Source organism: Mesorhizobium sp. WSM4814 (assembly GCF_055811595.1).
The window spans coordinates 62,799-84,857 of sequence record NZ_JBVVQT010000005.1; the positions used below are offsets into that span (position 1 = coordinate 62,799).

Sequence of the window (22,059 nt, forward strand, 5' to 3'; positions counted from 1 at the left end):
GCGGCGGGCGTCAAGCTGAGATATGGTCCAAGCAGTCATGACTATCGCCGCAGAACAGGAAATGCCGCGCTCCAAACGCAGGTCGAGCCTGATCCGCTCGCCGCAATTCTCTTCGCTCGTCATCCTGATTGTCCTGCTGGCGATGTTCGCGATCGCCGACGGGAACTTCCTGTCGCCGCTCAACATCTCCAACATGATGGCGTTCCTGCCCGAACTCGGCATCATCGCGCTCGGCATGACGCTGCTTCTGACGGCGGGCGAGTTCGACCTTTCGGTCGGCGCCGTGTTCGGCCTTGCGCCGGTCGTCGTCATGCTTTTGGTGCAGAACGGCGGGTTCGATATCGGCATCGCGCTGCTTGCCGGCCTGCTGCTCTGCATAGCGATCGGTGCGGTCAACGGGCTGATCGTCACCAAGATCGGCATCTCCTCGTTCCTGGTGACGCTGTCAATGCTGCTCGTCGTGCGAGGTGCTGCGCTCTACATCACGCAAGGCTTTCCGCTGAAATCCTGGGACCAGCCTGGCTTTTTCGTGACACTGCTGGCCGGCAGCTTCAATATCGGAACGTTCCGTTTCTATACCTCGCTGTGGTGGTTCATCGGCCTGTCGCTGCTGGCGATCTACGTGCTGCACTACGCCAAGCTCGGCAACTGGATCAGCGCCATCGGTTCGAACCGCAACGCTGCGGTGGCGCGTGGCGTGCCGGCCGACGCGGTCAAGGTCTGGCTGTTCATCCTGACCTCGGTGCTGGCGGGTCTGGCCGGCATGATCAGTGCGTTCCGCATCTCGGCCGCCTCGCCAGTGGCCGGCACCGGATACGAGCTCGAAGTGATCGCCATGGTGGTGGTCGGCGGCACGGCGCTGACCGGCGGGCGCGGCACCATCCTGGGCACCATCGTCGGCGCGCTGATGCTGCGCAGCATCCGCAACGGCATCGTGCTGATCGGCGTGCCCGGCCTCGCCTACAATATCTTCGTCGGCGTCATCATCCTTGCCATGCTCATCCTGCACGCTTTGCTGCAGAAGAACGCCGCCAGGAGCTGACCATGGAAGTGCTTCGACTGCACAATCTGCAAAAATCCTTCGGCAGCGTCCGCGCGCTGAAGAGCGCCTCCTTCACCCTCAACGAGGGCGAGGTGGTGGCCTTGCTCGGCGACAACGGCGCCGGCAAATCCACGCTGATCAAGGCGATCTCCGGCGTCTTCCCCGTCGACCGCGGCGACATTTATGTGCGCGGCCTAAAAGTCTCGATCCGCTCGACGCGCGGCGCCATGGATCTCGGCATCGAGACCATTCACCAGGACACGTCGCTGGCGCCGGACCTGAGCATCGCGCGCAATCTCTTTCTCGGTCGCGAGCCGGTCAATCTGAAATGGCTGGGCGTGTTCGCGCCGCTCGACCTCGCCAAGCTGCGTGATGCCGCCGCGGCACTTTTGAAGCGCGTCGGCATCTCGAAAAAACTCGACGCCGATGCGCTGGTCAGCACGCTGTCGGGCGGTGAGCGCCAGTCGATCGCCATTTCGCGGGCCATGCAGTTCGCCGCCAAGGTCATCATCCTCGACGAGCCGACCAACAATCTCGGCGTCGAGGAAACGCACGGCGTGCTGCGTTTCGTCAAGGAGATGCGCGCCGCCGGCCATTCGGTGCTTTTGATCACCCACAACATCCATCATGTCTTCCAGGTCGCCGACCGCATCATCGTCATGCGCCGTGGCGAGATCGTCGCCGAGCAGACGGTCGCCGATACCGATCTGCTGACGGTGGAGAGTATCATCACCGGCGCCGACATGTCGGCCCTGCTCAAGGAGACGAGAGCGAAGTGAAGGAACTGGCCGTCACATGGTAGAACTTTACGGCAAGACGCTTTCGCGCCGGCAGGTATCGGAACGGTCCGGCATGCTGTCGCAATTCGCCGGCGTGCGGCTGATGACGCTCGGCGACGGGGTGGAGCGCGGCATCCGCATGCTCGAATTCCGCACCGGCTCCGGCCTGCGCTTCACCGCGCTGGTCGACCGGGCGCTCGACATCGCCGATTGCGATTTTAGGGGCCAGGCGATCGGCTGGCATTCGCCGAGCGGCTTTCGCCATCCCGGTCTGCACGAATATGAAGGCGAGGAGGGGCTGGCCTGGGCGCGGTCGTTTTCCGGCCTGCTGCTGACCTGCGGCCTTGACCATATATTGTTCATGAACGAGGTCCCCGCCGACAGCTACAATTATCCGCCGAAGAAGACGGTGCGCCATTCGCTGCATGGCCGCGTCAGCACCATCCCGGCGCGATTGACCGGCTATGGCGAGACATGGGACGGCGACCGCTGCGTGCTGTGGGCCGAAGGCTTCGTTCAGCAGTCGACGGTGTTCGGCGAGGATCTGCATCTGCTGCGGCGGATCGAGGCCGATGTCGGCGGCAACGAGATCCGGCTGTCGGACCGCGTCGTCAATCACGGTTTTAGCCGCACGCCGCATATGTACTTTTATCACATCAATGTCAGCCATCCGGTGCTCGACGAGGGCTCGCGCTACCTGGCGCCGATCCGCGACGTCGTCTGGGCGGGCCATGCCGGCGAGCGCTATGAGGCGCAGAAGGTCGGCTACCGCACGGCGCCGGCACCGCAACTGGGCTTCACGGAACAGGTCTGGCAGCACGAACTCGGCGCCGACGCCAACGGCGACGTGCCGGTGGCGGTGGTCAACGACCGTCTCGGCCTCGGTCTCGAAGTCGTCACCCGCAAGCACCAGTTGCCTTGCGCCTATGAGTGGCAGAATTTCCAGGCTGGGCATTATGCGCTCGGCATCGAGCCGTCGACGCATCATGTGCTGGGCAATCTGGCAGCGCGCGAACGCGGCGAGATGATCTGGCTGGAGCACGGCGAAAGCCGTTCGTACGAAGCGGTGTTTCGGGTTCTCGACGGCGCCGGCGAGATCGCCGCCGCCGAGAGCCGGATCGCAGCGATTGCCAGGCAGCCGCGGGAGGATTATCCGCGGCCATCGGGTCATTTTCCTGTTCTCGGAGGCAGGTCGTGACAATGGCGAAGGCGGTGCGAAACACCGGTTGGAAGGCTGGCCTTGGCCGGAGTGGAGAGGGCTCGCGGCGGTTCGAAAATTGGAGGTCACAATGGCTGGCAAGGTGAAGCGCGATTACAGCCTGGTCGGCGAAAGCACGCGGATTGCGATCGAGACCGGGCTAGCCTCGGCGGAGTGGTACCATACCGAGGTGCCGCGCAAGACGATGAAGGAACTGATGCAACGTTCCGACAGTCCGGCAATCCGCGACACGGCCATCTGGCTGGGCGCCATCCTGGTCTCCGCCGCCGGCGGCGTTTACTTCTGGGGCACCTGGTGGTGCGTGCCGTTCTTCTTCGCCTATGGCGTGCTCTATGCCTCGGCCAGCGATTCGCGCTGGCACGAATGCGGCCACGGCACGGCTTTCCGCACGCGCTGGATGAATGATGTCGTCTACCAGATTGCCAGCTTCATGCTGATGCGCAACCCGGTGACCTGGCGCTGGAGCCATGCCCGCCACCACACCGACACCATCATCGTCGGACGCGATGCCGAGATCGCCGTGATGCGCCCGCCGGACCTGCTGCGCACCGCACTCGCCTTCACCGGTATCCTCGACTTTCGCTATTCGCTTCCGGCACTGGCACGCCAGGCGTTCGGCAAGCTGACGCCGGACGAGAAAAGCTACGTGCCCGAGATGGAACAGCTCAAGGCCGTCATCGCCGCGCGCTGGCATGTCGCCATCTACATCGCCACGATTGCGCTCGCCCTCACTATGCAGTCGTGGATACCGCTGGTGCTGATCGGCGGGCCGCGCCTCTACGGCACCTGGCATATGGTGCTGACCGGCCTGCTGCAGCACATCGGCCTGGCCGACAATGTGGTCGATCATCGGCTCAACAGCCGGACCGTCTACATGAACCCGATCAGCCGGTTCATCTACTGGAACATGAACTACCACGTCGAGCATCACATGTTTCCGATGGTGCCCTATCACGCGCTGCCCAGGCTGCACGAATTGATCAGACACGATCTGCCGGAGCCGAACCCATCGATGTGGCATGCCTATCGCGAGGTTTGGCCGGTCCTGCTCAGGCAGCTCAAATATGAGGACTATTTCCTCAAGCGCGAACTGCCGCCGACGGCACGGACCTATCGTGGCGAGTTCCACGAAGTGAACATGTCGGCAGCAGCTGAATAGCACTGTGCAGCAGCGCAAGGCGAAAATTCGGGAGAAAATAGAGATGGCCGATTGGGTCGAGGCGTGCACTGTGGACGATGTCGACGAAGAGGATGTCATCCGCTTCGATCATGACGGCCGCAGCTTCGCGATCTACCGTTCGCCGGATGACGAATTCTTCGCTACCGACGGCTTTTGCACACATGAAAAGGCGCATCTGGCCGATGGGCTTGTCATGGACGACATCATCGAATGCCCCAAGCACAATGGCCGCTTCAATTACAAGACCGGCCAGGCCAAGGGCGCGCCCGTCTGCGTCAATCTGCAGACCTATCCGGTGAAGGTCGAAGCTGGCAAGGTGATGATCCAGATCGCCTGACCGGCCTTCCATTCACGTAATATAGGGACCAGAATCGATGAGCCGGAAAAGACCGACGGTGGCAGACCTGCGCGCCATGAAGGGCAAGCGGCAATTGACCATGCTGCGGGTGCTGACGATGGACGAGGCCGAGGCCGCCGAACGAGCCGGGGTCGACATAGTCTCGGTGCCGCCGGAACTGGTGCTCGATCCGCAATACCGCGATGCCGCACCCAGCCTGTTCACCATGCCGGGCGACAATTTCTACGAGATCGGCACAGCCGACGATTTCGTCCGCTGGGCGTTCCGGCTCTACAAGGCGAGCGCCGACGCGGTTTATTGCAGCGCCGGCTTTGCCACTGTCAAACGGCTGGCCGATGACAATATCCCGGTGATCGGCCATGTCGGCCTGATTCCGTCGCGCGCCACCTGGACCGGCGGCTTCAAGGCTGTCGGCAAAACCGCCGACAGCGCCATGCAGATTTTCGAGGCAGTCAAGCAATACGAAGCGGCCGGCGCGATCGGCGCCGAGATCGAAGTGGTGCCGGTCGAGGTGGCCAAGGCGATTTCGGAGCGAACCTCGCTGATCATGCTGTCGATGGGGGCCGGCACCGGCTGCGACGCGCAATATCTGTTCGCCGACGACATCCTTGGCCAGAACCGTGGCCACATGCCGCGCCATTCCAAGGTCTATCGCAATTTTGCCGCCGAATATGACCGCCTACAGGCGGAACGCATCGCTGCTTTTTCCGAATATGTCGCCGACGTCAACAGCCTGGCCTATCCCGAAGACAAGCATGTGGTGCATATGGACCCGGATCAGCTCGGTCAGTTCATGGAGAAGATCGACGCCGGATGAGATGCTCCGGCCAGGACCTGCTGTGACCTTCTCCCACAACAGGGGAGATACCTTCTCCGCCGTGACAGGTCGCGAAACGACACGAAAGTTTGTTGGGCCATGTCTGGACGTCGTCGCCCAAATGCTGTTCAAACCGGTCCGTCATCGATTTGCCGGACAATCGCCTGGTTCCCAGTGGCGCGGGAAAAACTTTCGTACAGTTCTGCGCATGACCGCCATTCCCGAAAACAAAGCCTTGCCCGAAACCGCGACGGCGGCGCGGCAGGCGCGGCGCGTGGCATTGATCGTCGCCGTCGCCTTCTTCATGCAGCTTCTGGATTCGACGATCATCTCGACATCGCTGCCGCAGATGGGAGAATCCTTCGGCGTGCCGGCAGTGGCGATGAGCATCGGCATCACTGTCTACATGCTGACCATGGCGGTGTTCGTGCCGCTGTCCGGCTGGCTCGCCGACCGCTTCGGCGCGCGCAACATTTTCCTTGTGGCGATCGCCCTGTTCACGCTGGCCTCGATCGCCTGCGGCATCTCGCAGAACCTGACCCAGTTCGTCGCCGCGCGTGCCGTGCAGGGCGTGGGCAGTGCGCTGATGACACCGGTCGGCCGCATCCTGGTGCTGCGCAACGCCTCGAAGTCCGAGCTTCTCAACGCCACCGCGCTGATCACATGGCCGGCGCTATTTGCGCCGGTGATCGGGCCGGTGCTTGGCGGCTTCATCACCACCTATCTGTCCTGGCACTGGAATTTCTTCATCAACATTCCGCTCGGCGCGGCCGGCCTGGCGCTGGTCGCCCGCTTCATTCCCGGCGACCGCGCTTCCGAAACCAGGCCGCTCGACTGGCCAGGCTTCCTTGTGACCTCGGTCGGGCTCGCCTCGATGCTCTACGGCCTCGAGCGCATCGCCCATCCGCAAGACGGCGCATTGCCGACCGTGGCGCTGCTTGGCGCGGGCCTCCTGATCGGCTGGCTGGCCGTGCGGCACCTGGCGCGTGCCAAAAATCCGCTGCTCGACCTTGCGGCATTCAAGGTGCAGACTTTCGCCATATCGACGCTGTCGGCCGGCACCATTTTCCGGGTCTCCATCAACGCCCAGCCGTTCCTGCTGCCGCTGCTGTTCCAGGTCGGATTCGGCCTGAGACCCGTCGATGCCGGCATGCTGATCCTGGCTTATTTCCTCGGCAATCTCGGCATGAAGACGGTGACGACGCCGACGCTGAAGCGCTTCGGTTTCCGTTCGGTGCTGGTCGTCAACGGCGTGATCGCATCGCTGTCGATCATGGCCTGCGCGGCGATATCGCCGCAGACACCGCAAGCGCTGGTGGTGGCGCTGATGCTGATTGCCGGACTGACGCGGTCGATGCAGTTCACTGCGCTCAACACGCTGGCCTTTGCCGATATCGCTTCGGCGCAGCGCAGCTCGGCGGCGACGCTGTCCAGCATGCTGCAGCAGGTGGCGATGCTGTTCGGCGTGGCGGTCGCCGCGGCGCTGCTCAACCTGTCGCAGATCGCCAGGGCCGGGGCGGCGCCCGACCTGGTCGACTTCCGCCTCGCCTTGCTGGCGATCGGCGCCATCGGGCTCGTGGCCTCGTTCCGCTTCCTGGCGCTGCCGCTGGCCGCCGGCGCCGAGGTTTCGGGCCATCGGGCGTGACCTTCTCCCACAAGGGTGTTTGGAAGGGGGGCAGCGCGTCACACCGGCCGATATACCTTTTCCGCTGTGTTCCAAAAAATGTCCGCCTCTGCCGCCGCACCATGCTTGGCCACCGCCTCCCGGTGCTTCTTGATCAGTTCGGCGTGGCTGGTCCACAGCTTTTCGATCGGGAAGTTGGAGCCGAACATCAGACGGTCGCTGCCGAGGATGTCGATTGCGTTGTCGACGATGTAGGCGATCAGCGCCGGGTCGTTGCGGTGGACGAAGGTGCCGAGGCCGGACAGCTTGGCGTAGAGGTTTGGCGCCGCTGAAAGCGTGCGCAGGCCGGCCTTCCAGGCTTGCGTGGTTTGCTCCGACATGTCGGTCAGCATGCCGGCATGGGTGAGGATGAAATTGGTTTCAGGATTTTCGCCGACAAGCGTCAGCCCGTCCTTCATCTGAGCCGGGAAAAGCTGCAGGTCGAAGGTCAGACCATAGTCCTTCAGCCGCGCCACATTGGCCCGCACCTTCGGGTCGACGACCTGGTCGGCGGAGGCGGCAAAGCGGAAGGCCGGCGTTTCATGCCAGTGGAGCTGCATGCGCACGCCGCGCAGCAGGGGGTATTTGATCAGACGGTCGACCTGATGGCGCACATCGTCCACCGTCATGTCGGCATAGCCGACGATGGCATGCGGCCAACCGGTTTCGTTAGCCGTCGTCTGCAGCAAGGCGACTTCTTTCTCGAAATCCTCCTTGGCCCAGTTGGTCTGGACGTAGACCGCCTTCTCGACGCCAGAGCTTTGCTGGTCGGCGAGGAATTCCTCGATCGGGTAGTCGCGGCGGATCGGCTCGTAGGGCCCAAAAATGCGCGGCACCATCGGCCCGCGCAGCCAGGGCTGGTCCTCTCGGCGCCAGATGTGGAAATGCGCGTCTATCGCCTTCTGCATCATGAAACCCTTTTCCAGATTGCTGCGGCTGTCGGGGCAGGGCGGGCGAGCGACAGGATGAAATCGCTGAGACCCGAGATCGATGAGCCGTCGACGAGATCGTCGAGCACCGGCAGGATGGCGCGAAGTGCTGCCGTCGCCGGCTGAAAGCGCGGGTCGCCGGCCAGAGGCGTCGCCAGCGAAAGCCGGAAGGCGCGTGCGCTCAGCCGGCGCATCGCCATTTCAAGCTCGGCATGGTCGCCGCGCTCCAGCGCATCCGACAGGATGACGACCGCCGCCCCGCGTGCGAATGCGGAAAAGCGCGGCACCGACAGGAAGGCGAGCAGCGTCGGTCCCATGCGGGTGCCGCCGTCCCAGTCGTCGACCAGTGCTGCCACCCGCGCCAGCGCCTGGTCGCGGTCGCGAATGCGCAGCGCCGTGGTGATGCGGGTCAGCCGCGTGCCGAAGGTGAAAATTTCAGCCCGGTCCGCGCCTTGCACCGCTGCATGCGCCAGCTTGAGATATTCCGATGTGTAGAGCTTCATCGAGCCGGACACGTCGATCAGCAACAAGAGCTTGCGCGGCACGGTCTGCCGGCGGCGCAGCAGCGGCGACGGTATATCGCCGTCGGCACTGACGATTTCGCGCAGCGAGCGGCGCAGATCGAGCTTGCCGCGTGCGTGCGTGCGCACGGTGCGAAAGGAGCGGCGGGCGGGCAGAGCGCTAGCGAGCTTGCGGCGGAAAGCGGCAAGCCCGTCGCCGACGCGCTGGAAGTCGCGGGCGCTCAGCTGTTCTGCGCCGGACGACAGCGCGCCGCCTTCCTCCTGACGCGCCACCTCGTTCTCCTCGTGGCTGGCGCCGCCGTCATCCTTGATGCGGGTTTCCTCGTCGGCCTCGCCTTCGACTACGGCAACCGTGTTGCCGTAGAAATAACTTTGGAAATGCGCCTCGAATTCGTCGCGGCGGTCGGGCGGCGGCGCCAGCGTGGCAAGCGCGGCCTCGTGGATGTCGGCCATCGAGCGGGGCCCGAGCAGCGTCACCGCCTGCATGAAGCCTGACACCTGCTCGGGCGCAACCGGAAAGCCGTAGCGGCGCAGCAGCCGGCCAAAGCCGAGCAAGGGTGCAGCCGCCCGGGGTAGGGCCGCGGGGCTCACGCCAATGCCTCCTCGACGATCCGGCCAAGCTCGGGGGCGATGTAGGACAGGTCCTCCTCATCCTTGATCAGCACGCCGATGGCGCGGCGGAACGCTTCCGGCCACGGGCTGCCGCCCTTTTCGAGGATCGTCGCGGCGTTCGCCCATTCGACCGCTTCGGCGATGCCGGGCGGCTTGGCCAGCGGGCGGGCGCGGATGTCGCGCACGGCCATAGCCACGGCGCGCGCCGTGGCGTTGGCGACGTCGCCGGCGCGCAGCATGATGATTTCGGCCTCGCGCTCGGCGTCGGGATAGGTGATCCAGTGGTAGACGCAGCGCCGCCGCAGCGCCTCCGCCAGTTGGCGGGTGCGGTTCGAGGTCAGGACGACGATCGGCTGCGCTTTGGCGCGGATGGTGCCGCGCTCGGGAATGCTGATCTGGAAATCGGACAGGAATTCCAGCAGCAGCGCTTCGAACTCATGGTCGGAACGGTCGATCTCGTCGACCAGCAGTACGCGCTTTTCCGGCGCCTTCAGCACCTGCAGCAGCGGCCGCGCGATCAAAAAACGGTCGTCATAGATGTCGACCTCATGCTCGCCGGCATGGCGGATGGCGAGCAACTGGCGCTGGTAGTTCCATTCGTATAGCGCGTGTGCGGCGTCGATGCCTTCGTAGCATTGCAGCCGCACCAGGTCGCGCCCGAGCAGTTCGGCTATCGCCTTGGCCGCCTCGGTCTTGCCGACGCCCGGCGCGCCTTCGAGCAGCAGCGGCTTGCCCAGCCGGATCGCCAGGAAAATGGCGGTGGCCAGGCTTTCATCGGCCAGATAGCGCGAGGCGGCGAGGCGCGATGCCACCGCCTCCGGCGAGATCACGACAGTGTCGGCGCTTCTAGCCCGGGCGCTTCTTTTGGGCATTTCCAGCACTCAGTTCGAGGCTTGCGCCTTCAGCGCCCGCAGGATGCGTTCCGGCGTGATCGGCAGCGTGTCGATGCGCACGCCGACGGCGTCGAAGACCGCGTTGGCGACCGCCGGGATTTGCGGGTTGGCGCACATTTCGCCCGGCCCCTTGGCGCCAAAGGGTCCGTCGGCCGAGGGCCTCTCCAGCACGATGATCTCGGTTTGCGCAAGATCGCCTGGTCCCGGCATCAGATAGTGGTTGAAGTCGGTGCCGCCATGATCGCGGTCGGGGTAATAGGGTTCCGTCGTCTCGTAGAGCGCGTGGCTGATGCCCATCCACGAGCCGCCGACGAGCTGCTGCTCGACCATTTTCGGGTTCAGCGCGCGGCCGATCTCGAAGACATTCTTCACCGTCAGCACGGTGACCTCGCCGGTTTCGTCGTCGACCTCGACCTCGGCCACGGTGCAGGCGTGCGCATAGCAGGTCGACGGTTTCATCGCGCCGGTTTCTTTCTCGGGATAGGAGCGCGGGATCAAAAACATGCCGCGGCCGGAAATCGAGCGGCCACGCTTGAAATGCGCCGACAGCGCGACATCGAAGATCGAGATCGATCTTTGCGGCGCGCCCTTGACCAGGACGTTGCCCTGGCCGTCGGTCTCGAGGTCCGAGGCGTTCACTTCCAGCTCCTCGGCCGCCACTTCCAGCATCACCTGGCGGGCTTCCCTGGCCGCCTGGATGACGGCGTTGCCGGCGCGGTGCGTGCCACGCGAGGCGAAGGTGCCCATGCAGTGCGGGCCGGTGTCGGTGTCGGCGGTGTCGACGACGACGCGGTCGGTAGGCACGCCGATCGTCTCGGCACAGATCTGCGCCATGATCTGCTTCATGCCCTGGCCGAGATCGACGCTCGACAGCGTTACCATGAAATTGCCGGTCGGCGTCGAATGGACCAGCGCCTGGGTCGGGTCGCCGCCAAGATTCATGCCGGTCGGATAGTTGATCGCGGCGACGCCGCGCCCGCGCCTGATCGCCATTTCAAGCTCCCTTCGCGTAGGACGACATCGCCATGAATTTTTCCGCCACCGGCCAGTTGGCGGCGCGCGAGGCTTCCTGCATACACTCGATCAGCGCCGCGCCCTCGGTCGGCTGGCGGTGCGCCTTCATGTCGCCGTCGCGGTAGGCGTTGATGAAGCGGAATTCAAGCGGGTCCATGCGGATCAGCCGAGCGAGCTTGTCCATCTGCACCTCAAGTGCGAAATCGCCGATGGTGACGCCGAAGCCGCGCATGGCGGAGGAGGGGGTGCGGTTGGTGTAGACGCAGTAGGTGTCGATCCAGACATTCGGGATGGTGTAAGGGCCGGGATAGTGGCCGGCGCCCTTCTGCGCGCCATAGGGCGAATGGCGCGAATAGGCCCCGGCATCGGTGTAGCCGGTGACTTTTCTGGCGACGATGCGGCCATCCTTCATGACGCCGTCCTTGATGACGACCTTTTCGGCGGCGCGCGGCGAGGAAATCTGCATCTCCTCCTCGCGGCTGTAGATGAAGGAGACCGGCCGCCCGGTCAGCTTGGCGCCGAGGATGGCGATCGGCTCGACGATGACGTCGACCTTGCCGCCAAAGCCGCCGCCGACGGTGCCGCCGACGAAATGCAGTCTGTTGCCGGGCATCTGCAGGATGATCGAGGCGTTGTCGAGGGTGAAGAACATCGCCTGCGTATTGGTGTAGCAGGTGAAGCGGTCGTCGCCCTCCGGCGCGACGATGCAGCCGGTCGTCTCAGTAGGCGCGTGCTCGATCGGCGACGATTGATAGGTCTGTTCGAGCACGTGATCGGCGCCGGCGAAACCGGCCTCGACATCACCGAAGCGCACCTTGCGGCATTCGCCGCTGTCATAGAGGTAATAATTCCGGCCGTGATATTCGTTGACAACAGGCGCGCCGGGCTTCAGCGCTTCTTCCATGTCGAAAACGGCCGGCAGCACCTCGTAGTCGACCTTGACCTTGGCCGCCGCTTCCTGGGCGGCACGCTCGGTCTCGGCCAGCACCGCCACCACGGCTTCTCCCTTCCAGCGCACCTTGCCGTCGGCCAGCACCGTCTCGTCCTCCGGGCCGATCTGGATCAGGATCAGGATGGTGTAGACATTGTGCGGCACGTCCTTGGCGGTCAGGATTTTCACCACGCCCGGATGCATCTGCGCCTCTGAAGTGTCGATGCTGCGGATGCGGGCGTGATGATGCGGGCTGCGCACCATCTTCAGATGCAGCATGCCTGGAAAATTGCGGTCGGCGAAATAGGCGGTCTTGCCGGTGACGTGACCGGGCGAATCGGAGCGCGGCCGTGGCTGGCCGATCTCGTGCAGATCGTCCGTGCGCTGGTCGGCGAAATAGCTCTTGCGGAGTTCCATTTTTTCGACTCCCCTCAAGCTGCGTTCTGCGAATTGGACCGCGCGGCGGTCAGCACCGCCTGGATGATCGGCTCGTAGCCGGTGCAGCGGCAGATATTGCCCGACAGCGCCTCGACCACCTCGTCGCGGCTGGGGTCCGGCGTGTGATCGAGCAGCACCTTGGCGGCCATGATCATGCCCGGCGTGCAGAATCCGCATTGCGTGGCGAAGGCGTCGAGGAAGGCGCGCTGCAAAGGATGCAGCACGCCGCCTTGCGAAAGCCCTGACGTCGTGGTGATCGCCGCACCGTTGCAGGTTTCGGCCAGCGTCAGGCAGGACAGCCGCAACTCGCCGTCGATGATGACTGAACAGGCGCCGCATGTGCCCTGATGGCAGCCGCCCTTCGGCGAGGTGTCGCCGATCTTGTCGCGCAGCGCATTGAGCAGCGTCGTGCCGCTGTCGATGAATTCGGCCTTTTCCACGCCGTTGAGAGTGAACTGAACCGGGATTTTTGCCATTTTTTTTTTTCTCCTTGCGCCGCAGCCAGGCGGACATGCGCCATTGGCTTTCAGGCGAGCAAAAGCCGGCCGAGATGGACCGGCAGGACTTCGTTGCGATACCAGGCACTGGCGACCGCATCGGTAATCGGCGAGGTGCCGTCGTTCGCGACGGCCAGCGCCGGCGCGATGCCGTCGCTGGTGAGTTTTCTGCCGAGCAGCGCCTTCTCCGCCGCCTTGGCGCGCATCGGCCGGTCGGCCATGCAGCCCAGCGCGATGTGCGCCGATGACACGGTTCCGTCCGGCGCTCGTTCCAGCACGGCGGCGATGCTTAGCACCGAGACGCCCTTCGGCTTGACCCTCGATATTTTCAGGAAGCGAAAGCCGCCTTCCAGTGGCAAGCTGAAGCCTACCGAAGTGACGATGGCGTGATTGTCTTCGCGTTTTGCGAGGAAGGTTTCGATCGGCACCTCGCCATCGTCGGTGCCGACGGTTGCGCCCAATGCCAGCAGCGCGACGGTGAAATCGCCATAGGGCGCCGGGGCGAAGAGATTGCCGCCGATGGTCGCCATGTTGCGGATCGCCGGGCCGCCGACGGCGCGCGCGGCGCGGGCAAGGGAAGACAGATCCGGGTGACGGGCGATCGCCGCCATGGTCACCGAAGCGCCGATGCGGACCTCCCTGCCGGAAACGGTGATGGCCGACAGCGCCGGTTCGGTCGACCTGATGAGGCCGGAGACCGAAACGTCGCCTTCATTGGCGGCGCGCACGACCAGCGTGCCGCCGCCGAGATAGCGGGTGCCGGCGGCTTTCAGCGCCGCACTGGCGTCCTTGACCGTCGAGAAAGTCTGCAGTGCAAGCGCCATGGAACGCTCCTTTTTGTGAGCCCCGTTCAGCTCAACCCTGGCCGGCGAAATGGGTCTTCAGGGCGTTAAAGCCGCCCTGGAAGACATTGGCGCCCATGCCCTCGGCCAGCTTGTCGGCTTCCTCTGGAGCCGCGTCGAAGCTGGCGGTCCATTCGGCATAGGTGCGGTCGCCATCGGTCACCCGGCGCAGCTGCAGCGTCGCCTGGTGGTTGGTCAGCGGCTGCGGCGTCTCCAGGATGGAGTAGCTGACGAGGAAATTATCGTCGGAGAAGTCGAGCAGCTTCTCGCGGATGCGGGCGCCGCTGGCGAGCTGGAAATTGCGCACGCAGCCGATCGTGCCGGCGTCCTTGCCGTCCTCGATATGGCTTTCGACCATGCGCGGGTGCCAGTTCGGCAGCCCGTTGAAGTCGCGTATGCGCGCCCAGACCTTTTCGACCGGTGCGTCGATGACGCTGGAGACGGTGACTTTCGCCATATGATGCTTCCCTTGCAGATAGCTGTGTCGCGAGGGTAGGGCGGCGAGCCCGGCAGCACTTATCAATGCGTCTTGAACGCCTATCAATAAGTCTGAAAAAAACCGGCAATCTGAAAAAAACGGGCAGTGTGAAAATGGCTCAGGAAATGGCCCGCGCCGCCTCGCGATAGAGTGTCGGGGGAACGCCGACATGGTCGCGGAAGAAGCGCGAGAAATTGCCCTGCGTGGTGAAGCCGAGATTGCAGGCGACCGAGATCAGCGGTTCCTGCGACCACTGCAACTGCCGCACCGCTTCCTCCATGCGCAGCGTGTTCCAGTAGACATTGGGCGTCAGATTGGTCTGCTCCTTGAACAGCGCGAAGAAATGCGGCCGCGACAGGCCGACGCTGCGCGCCACCTCGTCGAAGCAGATGCGTTCGCAGACATTGGCCTTCATCAGCTGGATCGCCTTGCGGACACGGAAATCCTGCACGCTGTGGACGCGGGCGCGCGCCACTTGTGGCGCCGAGGCGTCGGCGGCGTCGAGCACGCTGTCGATGAAGCGCTCGATCTCGTAATTGGCGATGTCGTCGATGCTCTCATTGTCGCTGAGATGATCGAGAAGATTGGCTGCCGCCTTGTGCAGCCACGGCTCCAGCGTGATCGCCGGTGCCGAAAACAGCGGCGCGGTCGACGGCAGGTCGCGGCGCCGGCGCGCCCAGTCCGGATCGATGTAGAAGGCGAGGAACAGGCCGGGCCGGCCGTCGCGGGACAAAGCGTGGCTGTGCGGCTGGAAGGAATTGATGCCGGCGGCGGTGCCGGGTCCAAGCCGCACCGTCTCGCGGCCGATGGTCATCTCGCCGGCCGTGCCTTCCAGCCAGATGATGATATGCGCCTCGACATGGGCATGGGTGACGAAGTCGCTGGCGACGTTCAGGACAGAAACATGTCCGAACCGGCCCCAGTAGAGCCTGATCGCTTCCGTCATGGGTATATCCTCCCGCAGGCGACTGGCCTCCCTTCGCCTGCAATCGGGATAGTGCTGCTCAGTCCGGGTCCGCGTCAAGGCGCATGTGTGCGCCTGGCAGCCGCCACGCGGCGTGCCGACCGATTTTCAGACTGAGCGATAGCAACGAAAACGAATAGCGCTTTCTGTCGCCGGCCAACGTATTTACCTGCCGGAGCGGTTGTATCCATGGAGAATGCAATGACTTGCCAGCCGCGCTGACCGGAATCACTGGCTCACCCTCGCCATCCGGCCATGGAGGTGGCGGCCAACAGGGCAAAGCAGCACAAGAGATGAGGAGCTTTGAATGAACACTGGACTTGGAAACCTCTCGCCTGCGACTATCAAGGGTTCAACCTGAAGATTGGGAGCCCTATTATCCGATCTTTTCAGCCCCGGAGACATCGCGGTTTTCCGATTTTCCACGCAAGCCTACCGAGAAGCGGACAAGAGGGTTCGTGAACTGGATGGTCCGCGTTTCCCAGCAGTCCAAGGGATTCGGCTGGATGGTGCGTGATCGCGGTACTGGGGTTCTCTTGGGCTGTATCCGCCTGAATTCGATCGACAAGCCAGCGTCGCTGGCGATCATCGGTTACGAGTTCGGTAAGTCCTTCTGGGGGACGGGATACGCCACCGAAGCATTGATCGCTGTCACCATACACTGCCATGAGGCCATGAAGCTTTATCGGCTGGAGGCTTGGACAGTTGAGGGGAACCCGGCATCGGATCGCGTGCTCACAAAAGCGGGGTATCGGCACGAGGGTACCCAGCGAAAGAAAATGGTCATACGCAAGCGGCGCTTCGATCGGCGGCTATTTGGACGACTGGCCGATGATTGAAGTGGGGAAACCGGACGTGAAATCGCAGTCGCATTCTGGTTAACTGAGTCCTCGCCCTCCTTCTTTCCTTTAGCGTCTGAGCGAGCCATGTCGATTTCCGATGCTATCTGCGGTCCCTTCGAAAATTTGATCCGGCCACTCGATATTCCCTACCGGCCGCTGCCCTCCAAGGGGCCCGTAACCGTCCTTCTGCACTTCATCTCGATGTTCCGTGGCGTGCTGATCGCGCTCGCACTTTCGTCCATGACAATCGAGGCTATCAACCTGACCATCGTCTGGGGGCTTTCGGTCATCGTCGATGGCGTATCGCAGAAGGGCGCATCCGCCTTCTTGCACAGCGAATGGCCACTCCTGACTTTTCTCGGGCTCCTGATATTTCCGGCCATGCCAGTCGCCTCGTTCCTTCTAAACACACTCAATTCGCATACGCTCGGCGTCGGCATGCCGGCCGCTATCCAGTGGCAGGGTCACAAGGCGGTCGAGCGGCAGGATCTGGCGTTTTTCCACGACCTTTTTGCCGGACAGGTCGCATCGCGCCTGTCACAGGTAGCATCGGCCGTCCAGCAGCAGATCATCGCCGCCTTCCAGTCCATTCCGCGCTTCTTGTTGCAGATGGTCGGCTCCGTGGTTCTGCTCAGCGCGTTATCCTGGCAGCTCGCCCTGCCGGTCGTCGTCTGGATTGCGCTTAATGTGGCGCTCGCCATCAGGATGGCGCCGATATTCGTCGAACGCTCGCGCAGCACCGCCAAGCAGCGCAGCTTGGTGGCCGGCGCCATCACCGACCTCTACACCAATATGCAAATGATCAAGCAATTCGCGGCCGAAGACAGCGAGGCTGGCGCAATCCGTCGCATCATTCAGAAGACCATACAGACGCAGCACAAGGAACAACGCATCTACCGCACGTCGGAACTGACTGTCGTGGCGCTTAACATGGCACTCTGGCTAGCGATGCTTTCGATTGGCTTTTCGGGCCTTGTCCACGCCTTTCTCACTGTCGGCGAGTTCGTCGGCGCGGTTTATATTCTGCAACGGCTGTCTGGTCACACCTTCACGTTCCTGCAGATGGGCCAGCAGATCTTTCAGGCAATCGGAACGATCAAAGACGCGATGCCCGTGATGACGACGCCGCCCACCATCACAGATCGGCCTGACGCGGCGAGCCTCACGGTCAATAGCGGCGAAATTCGTTTCCAAGACGTCTGCTTCGCATACAAGTCCGGGAAGCATGTCATCGATAATCTGTCGCTAACGGTTCGGCCCGGCGAGAAGGTGGGGCTGGTCGGCCTCTCCGGGGCCGGCAAGACTACGCTGGTGAGTCTGCTGCTACGCTTCTACGACATCAGGGACGGCGCGATCCTGATCGACGGGCAGGATATCCGCACGGTCACACAGACGAGCCTGCGACAGTCGGTCGGCGTCATCGCCCAGGACGTTTCGCTGCTGCACCGTTCGGTCGGCGACAATATCCGCTACGGCCGACCGGAGGCGACGCAGGACGAGATCGAACAGGCGGCGAAGACGGCAAGAGCCGATGCATTCATTGTCGATCTTGCCGACGGCGAAGGCCGCAAGGGCTATGACGCCTTCGTTGGGGATCGTGGCATCAAGCTCTCTGGCGGTCAGCGTCAGCGTATCGCCATCGCGCGCGTCTTGCTGAAGGACGCGCCGATCCTTGTGCTTGACGAAGCGACCTCCGCCCTGGACAGCGAATCCGAGGCGGTCATCCAAGAAAAACTCAATTTCGTGATGGAGGGGAAGACGGTGATTGCCATCGCACATCGCCTTTCGACCATTGCCAGAATGGACAGGATAGTCGTGCTCGATCAGGGCAGTATCGTGGAAGAAGGCAAACCGGACGAATTGGTCGAACAGGATGGCTTGTTTGCCCGCCTGTGGAAACGCCAGACAGGCGGCTTCATTCCCGAAGAATTAGCATAGCCTCGTCGGGTGACGAACACGTTTGCAAGGTACGCGAAAGCGCCATTCTGGCACTCAAGTGGCAGGGGCAGCTATAACACCACAGCCGGAGAAGAGGTGAAATGACAGCTCCCTGTCTCACTCGTTGCGCCGGAAATTGCGGAGCCGGTCGAACAGGACCGCCATCAGAATGGCACCGCCGATGAACACCCCCTGCCAGAAGGCGTTGATGCCGAGCAGGCCGAGGCTGTTGCGGATCACTTCGATCAGCGCTGCGCCGACGACGGCGCCAAAGGCAGTGCCCATGCCGCCGGCCAGGTTGGCGCCGCCTATGACGGTGGCGGCGATGACCTGAAGCTCCATGCCGTTGCCAAGATTGGTGGTGACGGCGCCCAGCCAGCCGGTCTGGATGATGCCGGCGAGGCCTGCTGCCAGCGCCGAGATCATGTAGACCGCGACCTTGATCTGGCGCACCGGTACGCCGGTCAGCGTCGCCGCATGCTCGTTGCCGCCGATGGCGAAGATGTGCCGGCCGAATTTCGTCCAGCGCAGGACGAAGCCGGTGATCAGCGCCAGCACGATCATGTAGAGCACCGGATTGGCGATGCCGAACACAAAGGCGCCGCCGCCCAGCGCCAGAAGCTTGTCGTGGTCGGGCCCGAACTGGAAGACGACGGTGTTGTTGGAGGCGACCATGGCGAGGCTGCGCGCGATCGACAGCATGCCGAGCGTCACCACGAAGGGCGGAAACCCGAGATAGGCGATCAGGATGCCGTTGAAGGCGCCGATGATCAGCGCCGTCGCGATCGCAGCGGCAATGCCGACCTCGATGCCGTAGCCGGCATGCATGGTCACGGCGAGCACCATCGAACACAGGCAAAGCACCGAGCCGACCGACAGGTCGATGCCGCCGGTGATGATGACGAAGGTCATTCCGAGCGCGACGATGGCGACGAAGGTGATGTTGCGGGTGATGTTGTAGAGGTTCTTCGTCGTTGCGAAGGAATCGGTGGCGACGGACAGGAACAGGCAGGCGAGGATGACCGCGATCACCACCCAGAAGGTCTGGCTGGCAAACACCCTGGTCAGCAAAGTGTGCTGTTTCTGTGCGATCGTCTGGTCAAGAGTTACTGCCATCGTCGACCTTTATCTGCTTGCGTGGTGAAACCGGCTGGCATCAAACCTGTTCGATGGCACCGGTGATGAGCCCGGTGACTTCCTCGGGCGAACTCGACGCGATCGTCTTGTCGGCGACCTTGCGGCCGCGTCGCATGACGATGACGCGGTCGGCAACGTCAAAGACGTCGGGCATGCGGTGGCTGATCAGCACGACGGCAATGCCCTGGTCGCGCAGATGGCGGATCAGGTTCAGCACCTCGGCGACCTGCCGGACCGAGATCGCCGCCGTCGGCTCGTCCATCAGCACGATCTTGGCCTGCGAAAGCATGGTGCGGGCGATCGCCACCGCCTGGCGCTGGCCGCCCGACATCTGCTTGACCAGATCGCGCGGGCGGGTTTCGGATTTCAGCACGGCAAAGATCTGGCCGGCGCGCTTGTACATCGCGGCGTAGTCGAGGATGCGAAACGGCCCGACGCCGCGGCGCAGCTCGCGGCCGAGATAGACATTGGCGGCGGCCGTCAGATTGTTGCACAACGCCAGATCCTGATGGACGATCTCGATGCCGTGCTGGCGCGCCTCCACCGGCTTGTGCAGGATCAGCTCCTTGCCGTCCATCTGCATCGTGCCATGGCTCGGGCGGAAATTGCCGGCGATCATCTTGACCAGCGTCGACTTGCCGGCGCCGTTGTCGCCCATCAGCCCGACCACCTGTCCGGCCTCGATCGACAGCGAAACGTCGTTGACGGCCTGGATGGCGCCGAAATGTTTTGAGATGTTGGCGAGTTCGAGAACCGGCACCAGTCTGCTTCCTCCGTGCTTTCGGCCTGCGATCCTGCCGCGGCCTCGCTCTTCCCAGCTCCTCCCGGGAACCGCGCTTTCGCCCATTTACGCATATGCCCCCTTGCCGTCAACAGCGGCTTCTTTCGAAAAATCCGTTTTGTAGGACAAATAGCAATTGACGTCCGTCGCAAGCCGATATTAGCTAGGCGTCGGAGGAGATTATGCCGATCTCCTGCCCCGGTTCGCCGGGGCTGAGCAGGCGGAGGTTTATCGGTCGAGGATCTGGCAGCGTCCATATCGCGCTGGTCTGCAACCGCATCTGGAAATTCTTATCGGCTCGGCTTGACGACACGAGCGCTCGCGAAACGAACCTCTGTCATCGCGCATCCGGGCTGGTCTGTGTGGCGGGCACGCCGTGTCCGTCTGTTTCAAGGGAGGACTGAAATGAGGAAGTCACTATTGCTCGCTGCCGTCGCCATGCTGGCGCTGGGCGCCGGGCCGGCTTTGGCCAAGAAACAGCTCGTCATCGTGGTCAAGGGGCTCGACAATCCGTTCTTCGAGGCCATCAACCAGGGTTGCCAGAAATGGAACAAGGAAAACGCCGACTCGGAGTATGAGTGCTTCTACACCGGCCCGGCATCGACCTCGGACGAAGCCGGCGAAGCCCAGATCGTCCAGGACATGCTGAGCAAGCCGGACACGGTTGCGATGGCCATTTCGCCGTCCAACGCACCGCTGATCGCCCAGACGATCAAAAGCGCCAATCCGTCGATCCCGATCATGACGCTCGACGCCGACCTCAGCAAGGAAGATGCGGGGCTGCGCAAGACCTATCTCGGCACCGACAACTACCTGATGGGCTACAAGATCGGCGAGTACATCAAGAAGGGCAAGCCGGATGGTGGCAAGATCTGCACCATTGAAGGCAATCCGGCGGCTGACAACATCCTGCGCCGCGCCCAGGGCATGCGCGACGCGCTTTCAGGCCAGAAGGATCTCCCGGCGCTCAAGGGCGAGGGCGGCTGGACCGAGGTCGCCGGCTGCCCGGTGTTCACCAATGACGACGGCGCCAAGGGCGTGCAGGCGATGACCGATATCCTCGCCGCCAATCCCGACCTCGATGCCTTCGGCATCATGGGCGGCTGGCCGCTGTTCGGCGCGCCGCAGCCCTATCGCGACCTGTTCAAGCCGATGGCCGAAAAGATCGCCAAGAACGAGTTCGTCATCGGCGCTGCCGATACGATCGGCGACGAAGTGGCCATTGCCAAGGAGGGCCTGGTGACCGCGCTGGTCGGCCAGCGGCCGTTCGAGATGGGCTACAAGGCGCCCTCGGTGATGATCGACCTGGTCGAAGGCAAGCCTGTCGCCGATCCGGTCTTCACCGGTCTCGACGAGTGCACCAAGGATACGGTCGATACCTGCATCCAGAAGTAGGTTCGCAGTTTTCGGGGCGTCCGCTCGACGGACGCCCCGTCACGCCGGTTCACGAAAATCTACGAGGTGACGTGGCTGGGGCGAACCGCTCCTGCTTTGCCGCGCCTTGAGTTCAGCCGGTGCCGGGGAACATGGATGTCGGACGCCAGATCGAAAAAGCGACTTACCACGGTCAAGGCACGGGCCAAGGTCAAGGCGCCGGTCGGCCGTCCGGCCGGCGCCCGCCGGACCGACGCGGCGCTGATCCCCGGATCGAGCGTGCATGCGTCGCTGGCCAACGAGATCGGCCTCAGGATCGTGCGCGGCGACTATCCGCCGGGAACCATCCTGCCCAACGAAGCCAAATGGTCCGAGACTTTCGACGTCAGCCGCTCGGCGGTGCGCGAAGCGATCAAGATGCTGATGGCCAAGAGCCTGCTGGCCTCACGCCCCAAGATCGGCAGCTGGGTCGAGCCGAAAGAGCGCTGGAACCTGCTCGATCGCGACGTGCTGGCCTGGTATGCGACGGCGCCAGATCGCGAAATGTTCCTGCGCACGGTCCAGGAGTTCCGTCACATCATCGAGCCGGAAGCCAGCGCCTTTGCGGCGATCCGGCGCAGCGACGAGCAGATGGCCGAGATCAGCCAGGCCTGCCGGGAGATGGGCGAGGCGGCGACATTGCCGGAGCGCACCCGCGCCGATACGCGTTTTCACCTGGCCATCCTGCGCGCCTCCGGTAACGACCTGCTGGTGCCGCTCGGCGTGCTGATCGAATCGGCGCTCGATCATCTCTTCGTTTTCGTCACGCGC

Annotated in this window: 22 protein-coding genes; 11 read left to right on the forward strand and 11 right to left on the reverse strand. The window is 63.4% G+C overall.

Going from position 1 to position 22,059, the window contains the following annotated elements:
• Positions 1 to 37: 37 nt before the first annotated feature.
• The 7 genes from AC0L2V_RS10805 to AC0L2V_RS10835 all read left to right on the forward strand — a co-directional run bounded on the left by AC0L2V_RS10805 (position 38) and on the right by AC0L2V_RS10835 (position 7,040).
• Positions 38 to 1,042, forward strand: a complete 1,005-nt coding sequence (locus tag AC0L2V_RS10805) for an ABC transporter permease (protein WP_473509268.1) — start codon at positions 38 to 40, stop codon at positions 1,040 to 1,042.
• Positions 1,039 to 1,821, forward strand: coding sequence for an ATP-binding cassette domain-containing protein (locus AC0L2V_RS10810; protein ID WP_167366554.1), 783 nt, complete (start codon positions 1,039 to 1,041; stop codon positions 1,819 to 1,821). The genes AC0L2V_RS10805 and AC0L2V_RS10810 overlap by 4 nt, the downstream gene beginning before the upstream one ends.
• A gap of 16 nt (positions 1,822 to 1,837) precedes the next feature.
• A complete protein-coding gene (locus tag AC0L2V_RS10815; RefSeq protein WP_091599136.1) occupies positions 1,838 to 3,019 on the forward strand; it encodes an aldose 1-epimerase family protein in 1,182 nt (393 codons plus the stop codon).
• 91 nt (positions 3,020 to 3,110) lie between these two features.
• A complete protein-coding gene (locus AC0L2V_RS10820) occupies positions 3,111 to 4,199 on the forward strand; it encodes a fatty acid desaturase family protein (RefSeq protein ID WP_473509266.1) in 1,089 nt (362 codons plus the stop codon).
• A gap of 43 nt (positions 4,200 to 4,242) precedes the next feature.
• Positions 4,243 to 4,557: a MocE family 2Fe-2S type ferredoxin gene (locus tag AC0L2V_RS10825; RefSeq protein ID WP_128247706.1), complete on the forward strand. Its 315-nt coding sequence runs from the start codon at positions 4,243 to 4,245 to the stop codon at positions 4,555 to 4,557.
• A 37-nt stretch (positions 4,558 to 4,594) separates the two neighbouring features.
• Positions 4,595 to 5,395 (forward strand): 3-methyl-2-oxobutanoate hydroxymethyltransferase, encoded by an 801-nt coding sequence (locus AC0L2V_RS10830; RefSeq protein ID WP_128170193.1) that lies wholly within the window; start codon positions 4,595 to 4,597, stop codon positions 5,393 to 5,395.
• 208 nt (positions 5,396 to 5,603) lie between these two features.
• Entirely contained in the window at positions 5,604 to 7,040 is a 1,437-nt protein-coding gene (locus tag AC0L2V_RS10835; RefSeq protein ID WP_473520065.1) for a DHA2 family efflux MFS transporter permease subunit, read from the forward strand.
• Positions 7,041 to 7,078: 38 nt separating this feature from the next.
• Here the strand turns inward: AC0L2V_RS10835 and AC0L2V_RS10840 are convergent, their stop codons facing one another.
• The 9 genes from AC0L2V_RS10840 to AC0L2V_RS10880 all read right to left on the reverse strand — a co-directional run bounded on the left by AC0L2V_RS10840 (position 7,079) and on the right by AC0L2V_RS10880 (position 15,159).
• Positions 7,079 to 7,966, reverse strand: a complete 888-nt coding sequence (locus tag AC0L2V_RS10840) for an amidohydrolase family protein (RefSeq protein WP_473509365.1) — start codon at positions 7,964 to 7,966, stop codon at positions 7,079 to 7,081.
• A complete protein-coding gene (locus AC0L2V_RS10845) occupies positions 7,966 to 9,042 on the reverse strand; it encodes a vWA domain-containing protein (RefSeq protein WP_473509363.1) in 1,077 nt (358 codons plus the stop codon). The genes AC0L2V_RS10840 and AC0L2V_RS10845 overlap by 1 nt, the downstream gene beginning before the upstream one ends.
• A 53-nt stretch (positions 9,043 to 9,095) precedes the next feature.
• Complete coding sequence (locus tag AC0L2V_RS10850) at positions 9,096 to 9,992, reverse strand: AAA family ATPase (RefSeq protein ID WP_473509262.1); 897 nt, start codon at positions 9,990 to 9,992, stop codon at positions 9,096 to 9,098.
• A 9-nt stretch (positions 9,993 to 10,001) separates the two neighbouring features.
• On the reverse strand, positions 10,002 to 11,006 hold the full coding sequence (locus AC0L2V_RS10855; protein WP_473520066.1) for a xanthine dehydrogenase family protein molybdopterin-binding subunit: 1,005 nt from the start codon (positions 11,004 to 11,006) through the stop codon (positions 10,002 to 10,004).
• 1 nt (position 11,007) lies between these two features.
• Positions 11,008 to 12,375 (reverse strand): xanthine dehydrogenase family protein molybdopterin-binding subunit, encoded by a 1,368-nt coding sequence (locus AC0L2V_RS10860; RefSeq protein ID WP_473520067.1) that lies wholly within the window; start codon positions 12,373 to 12,375, stop codon positions 11,008 to 11,010.
• A 14-nt stretch (positions 12,376 to 12,389) separates the two neighbouring features.
• A complete protein-coding gene (locus AC0L2V_RS10865; protein ID WP_236376878.1) occupies positions 12,390 to 12,872 on the reverse strand; it encodes a (2Fe-2S)-binding protein in 483 nt (160 codons plus the stop codon).
• Between the two features lie 50 nt (positions 12,873 to 12,922).
• Positions 12,923 to 13,717 carry an FAD binding domain-containing protein gene (locus AC0L2V_RS10870; RefSeq protein ID WP_473509256.1) on the reverse strand — a complete coding sequence of 265 codons (795 nt, stop codon included), beginning with the start codon at positions 13,715 to 13,717 and terminating at the stop codon, positions 12,923 to 12,925.
• A gap of 31 nt (positions 13,718 to 13,748) precedes the next feature.
• The gene (locus AC0L2V_RS10875) at positions 13,749 to 14,192 is read right to left on the reverse strand and encodes an SRPBCC family protein (RefSeq protein WP_473509254.1); all 444 of its coding nucleotides are present in this window, start codon (positions 14,190 to 14,192) and stop codon (positions 13,749 to 13,751) included.
• A 139-nt stretch (positions 14,193 to 14,331) separates the two neighbouring features.
• Positions 14,332 to 15,159: an AraC family transcriptional regulator gene (locus tag AC0L2V_RS10880; RefSeq protein ID WP_287121277.1), complete on the reverse strand. Its 828-nt coding sequence runs from the start codon at positions 15,157 to 15,159 to the stop codon at positions 14,332 to 14,334.
• Between the two features lie 338 nt (positions 15,160 to 15,497).
• Here AC0L2V_RS10880 and AC0L2V_RS10885 point away from each other — a divergent pair, with 338 nt between their 5' ends.
• Positions 15,498 to 16,016, forward strand: a complete 519-nt coding sequence (locus AC0L2V_RS10885) for a GNAT family N-acetyltransferase (protein ID WP_473509252.1) — start codon at positions 15,498 to 15,500, stop codon at positions 16,014 to 16,016.
• An 87-nt stretch (positions 16,017 to 16,103) separates the two neighbouring features.
• Positions 16,104 to 17,957, forward strand: a complete 1,854-nt coding sequence (locus AC0L2V_RS10890; protein WP_473520068.1) for an ABC transporter ATP-binding protein — start codon at positions 16,104 to 16,106, stop codon at positions 17,955 to 17,957.
• A 117-nt stretch (positions 17,958 to 18,074) separates the two neighbouring features.
• On the opposite strand, the gene AC0L2V_RS10895 is transcribed toward AC0L2V_RS10890, so the two are convergent.
• Both AC0L2V_RS10895 and AC0L2V_RS10900 read right to left on the reverse strand, forming a co-directional pair.
• On the reverse strand, positions 18,075 to 19,073 hold the full coding sequence (locus AC0L2V_RS10895; protein WP_128175099.1) for an ABC transporter permease: 999 nt from the start codon (positions 19,071 to 19,073) through the stop codon (positions 18,075 to 18,077).
• 40 nt (positions 19,074 to 19,113) lie between these two features.
• The gene (locus AC0L2V_RS10900; RefSeq protein ID WP_027154335.1) at positions 19,114 to 19,854 is read right to left on the reverse strand and encodes an ATP-binding cassette domain-containing protein; all 741 of its coding nucleotides are present in this window, start codon (positions 19,852 to 19,854) and stop codon (positions 19,114 to 19,116) included.
• A gap of 426 nt (positions 19,855 to 20,280) precedes the next feature.
• On the opposite strand from AC0L2V_RS10900, the gene AC0L2V_RS10905 reads away from it, so the two are divergent.
• On the forward strand, positions 20,281 to 21,270 hold the full coding sequence (locus AC0L2V_RS10905; RefSeq protein WP_287052685.1) for a sugar-binding protein: 990 nt from the start codon (positions 20,281 to 20,283) through the stop codon (positions 21,268 to 21,270).
• A 135-nt stretch (positions 21,271 to 21,405) separates the two neighbouring features.
• The coding region (locus tag AC0L2V_RS10910; RefSeq protein ID WP_473520069.1) for a FadR/GntR family transcriptional regulator at positions 21,406 to 22,059 on the forward strand (654 nt) is incomplete at its 3' end.

Bases quoted from the DNA above. Each gene is read 5' to 3' on its own strand.
- AC0L2V_RS10835 (WP_473520065.1), top strand. From the start codon at position 5,604: ATGACCGCCATTCCCGAAAACAAAGCCTTGCCCGAAACCGCGACGGCG.
- AC0L2V_RS10840 (WP_473509365.1), bottom strand. From the start codon at position 7,966: ATGCAGAAGGCGATAGACGCGCATTTCCACATCTGGCGCCGAGAGGAC.
- AC0L2V_RS10875 (WP_473509254.1), bottom strand. From the start codon at position 14,192: ATGGCGAAAGTCACCGTCTCCAGCGTCATCGACGCACCGGTCGAAAAG.
- AC0L2V_RS10805 (WP_473509268.1), top strand. From the start codon at position 38: ATGACTATCGCCGCAGAACAGGAAATGCCGCGCTCCAAACGCAGGTCG.
- AC0L2V_RS10865 (WP_236376878.1), bottom strand. From the start codon at position 12,872: ATGGCAAAAATCCCGGTTCAGTTCACTCTCAACGGCGTGGAAAAGGCC.
- AC0L2V_RS10880 (WP_287121277.1), bottom strand. From the start codon at position 15,159: ATGACGGAAGCGATCAGGCTCTACTGGGGCCGGTTCGGACATGTTTCT.
- AC0L2V_RS10825 (WP_128247706.1), top strand. From the start codon at position 4,243: ATGGCCGATTGGGTCGAGGCGTGCACTGTGGACGATGTCGACGAAGAG.
- AC0L2V_RS10820 (WP_473509266.1), top strand. From the start codon at position 3,111: ATGGCTGGCAAGGTGAAGCGCGATTACAGCCTGGTCGGCGAAAGCACG.
- AC0L2V_RS10855 (WP_473520066.1), bottom strand. From the start codon at position 11,006: ATGGCGATCAGGCGCGGGCGCGGCGTCGCCGCGATCAACTATCCGACC.
- AC0L2V_RS10905 (WP_287052685.1), top strand. From the start codon at position 20,281: ATGAGGAAGTCACTATTGCTCGCTGCCGTCGCCATGCTGGCGCTGGGC.
- AC0L2V_RS10850 (WP_473509262.1), bottom strand. From the start codon at position 9,992: ATGCCCAAAAGAAGCGCCCGGGCTAGAAGCGCCGACACTGTCGTGATC.
- AC0L2V_RS10895 (WP_128175099.1), bottom strand. From the start codon at position 19,073: ATGGCAGTAACTCTTGACCAGACGATCGCACAGAAACAGCACACTTTG.
- AC0L2V_RS10860 (WP_473520067.1), bottom strand. From the start codon at position 12,375: ATGGAACTCCGCAAGAGCTATTTCGCCGACCAGCGCACGGACGATCTG.
- AC0L2V_RS10870 (WP_473509256.1), bottom strand. From the start codon at position 13,717: ATGGCGCTTGCACTGCAGACTTTCTCGACGGTCAAGGACGCCAGTGCG.
- AC0L2V_RS10815 (WP_091599136.1), top strand. From the start codon at position 1,838: ATGGTAGAACTTTACGGCAAGACGCTTTCGCGCCGGCAGGTATCGGAA.
- AC0L2V_RS10830 (WP_128170193.1), top strand. From the start codon at position 4,595: ATGAGCCGGAAAAGACCGACGGTGGCAGACCTGCGCGCCATGAAGGGC.
- AC0L2V_RS10890 (WP_473520068.1), top strand. From the start codon at position 16,104: ATGTCGATTTCCGATGCTATCTGCGGTCCCTTCGAAAATTTGATCCGG.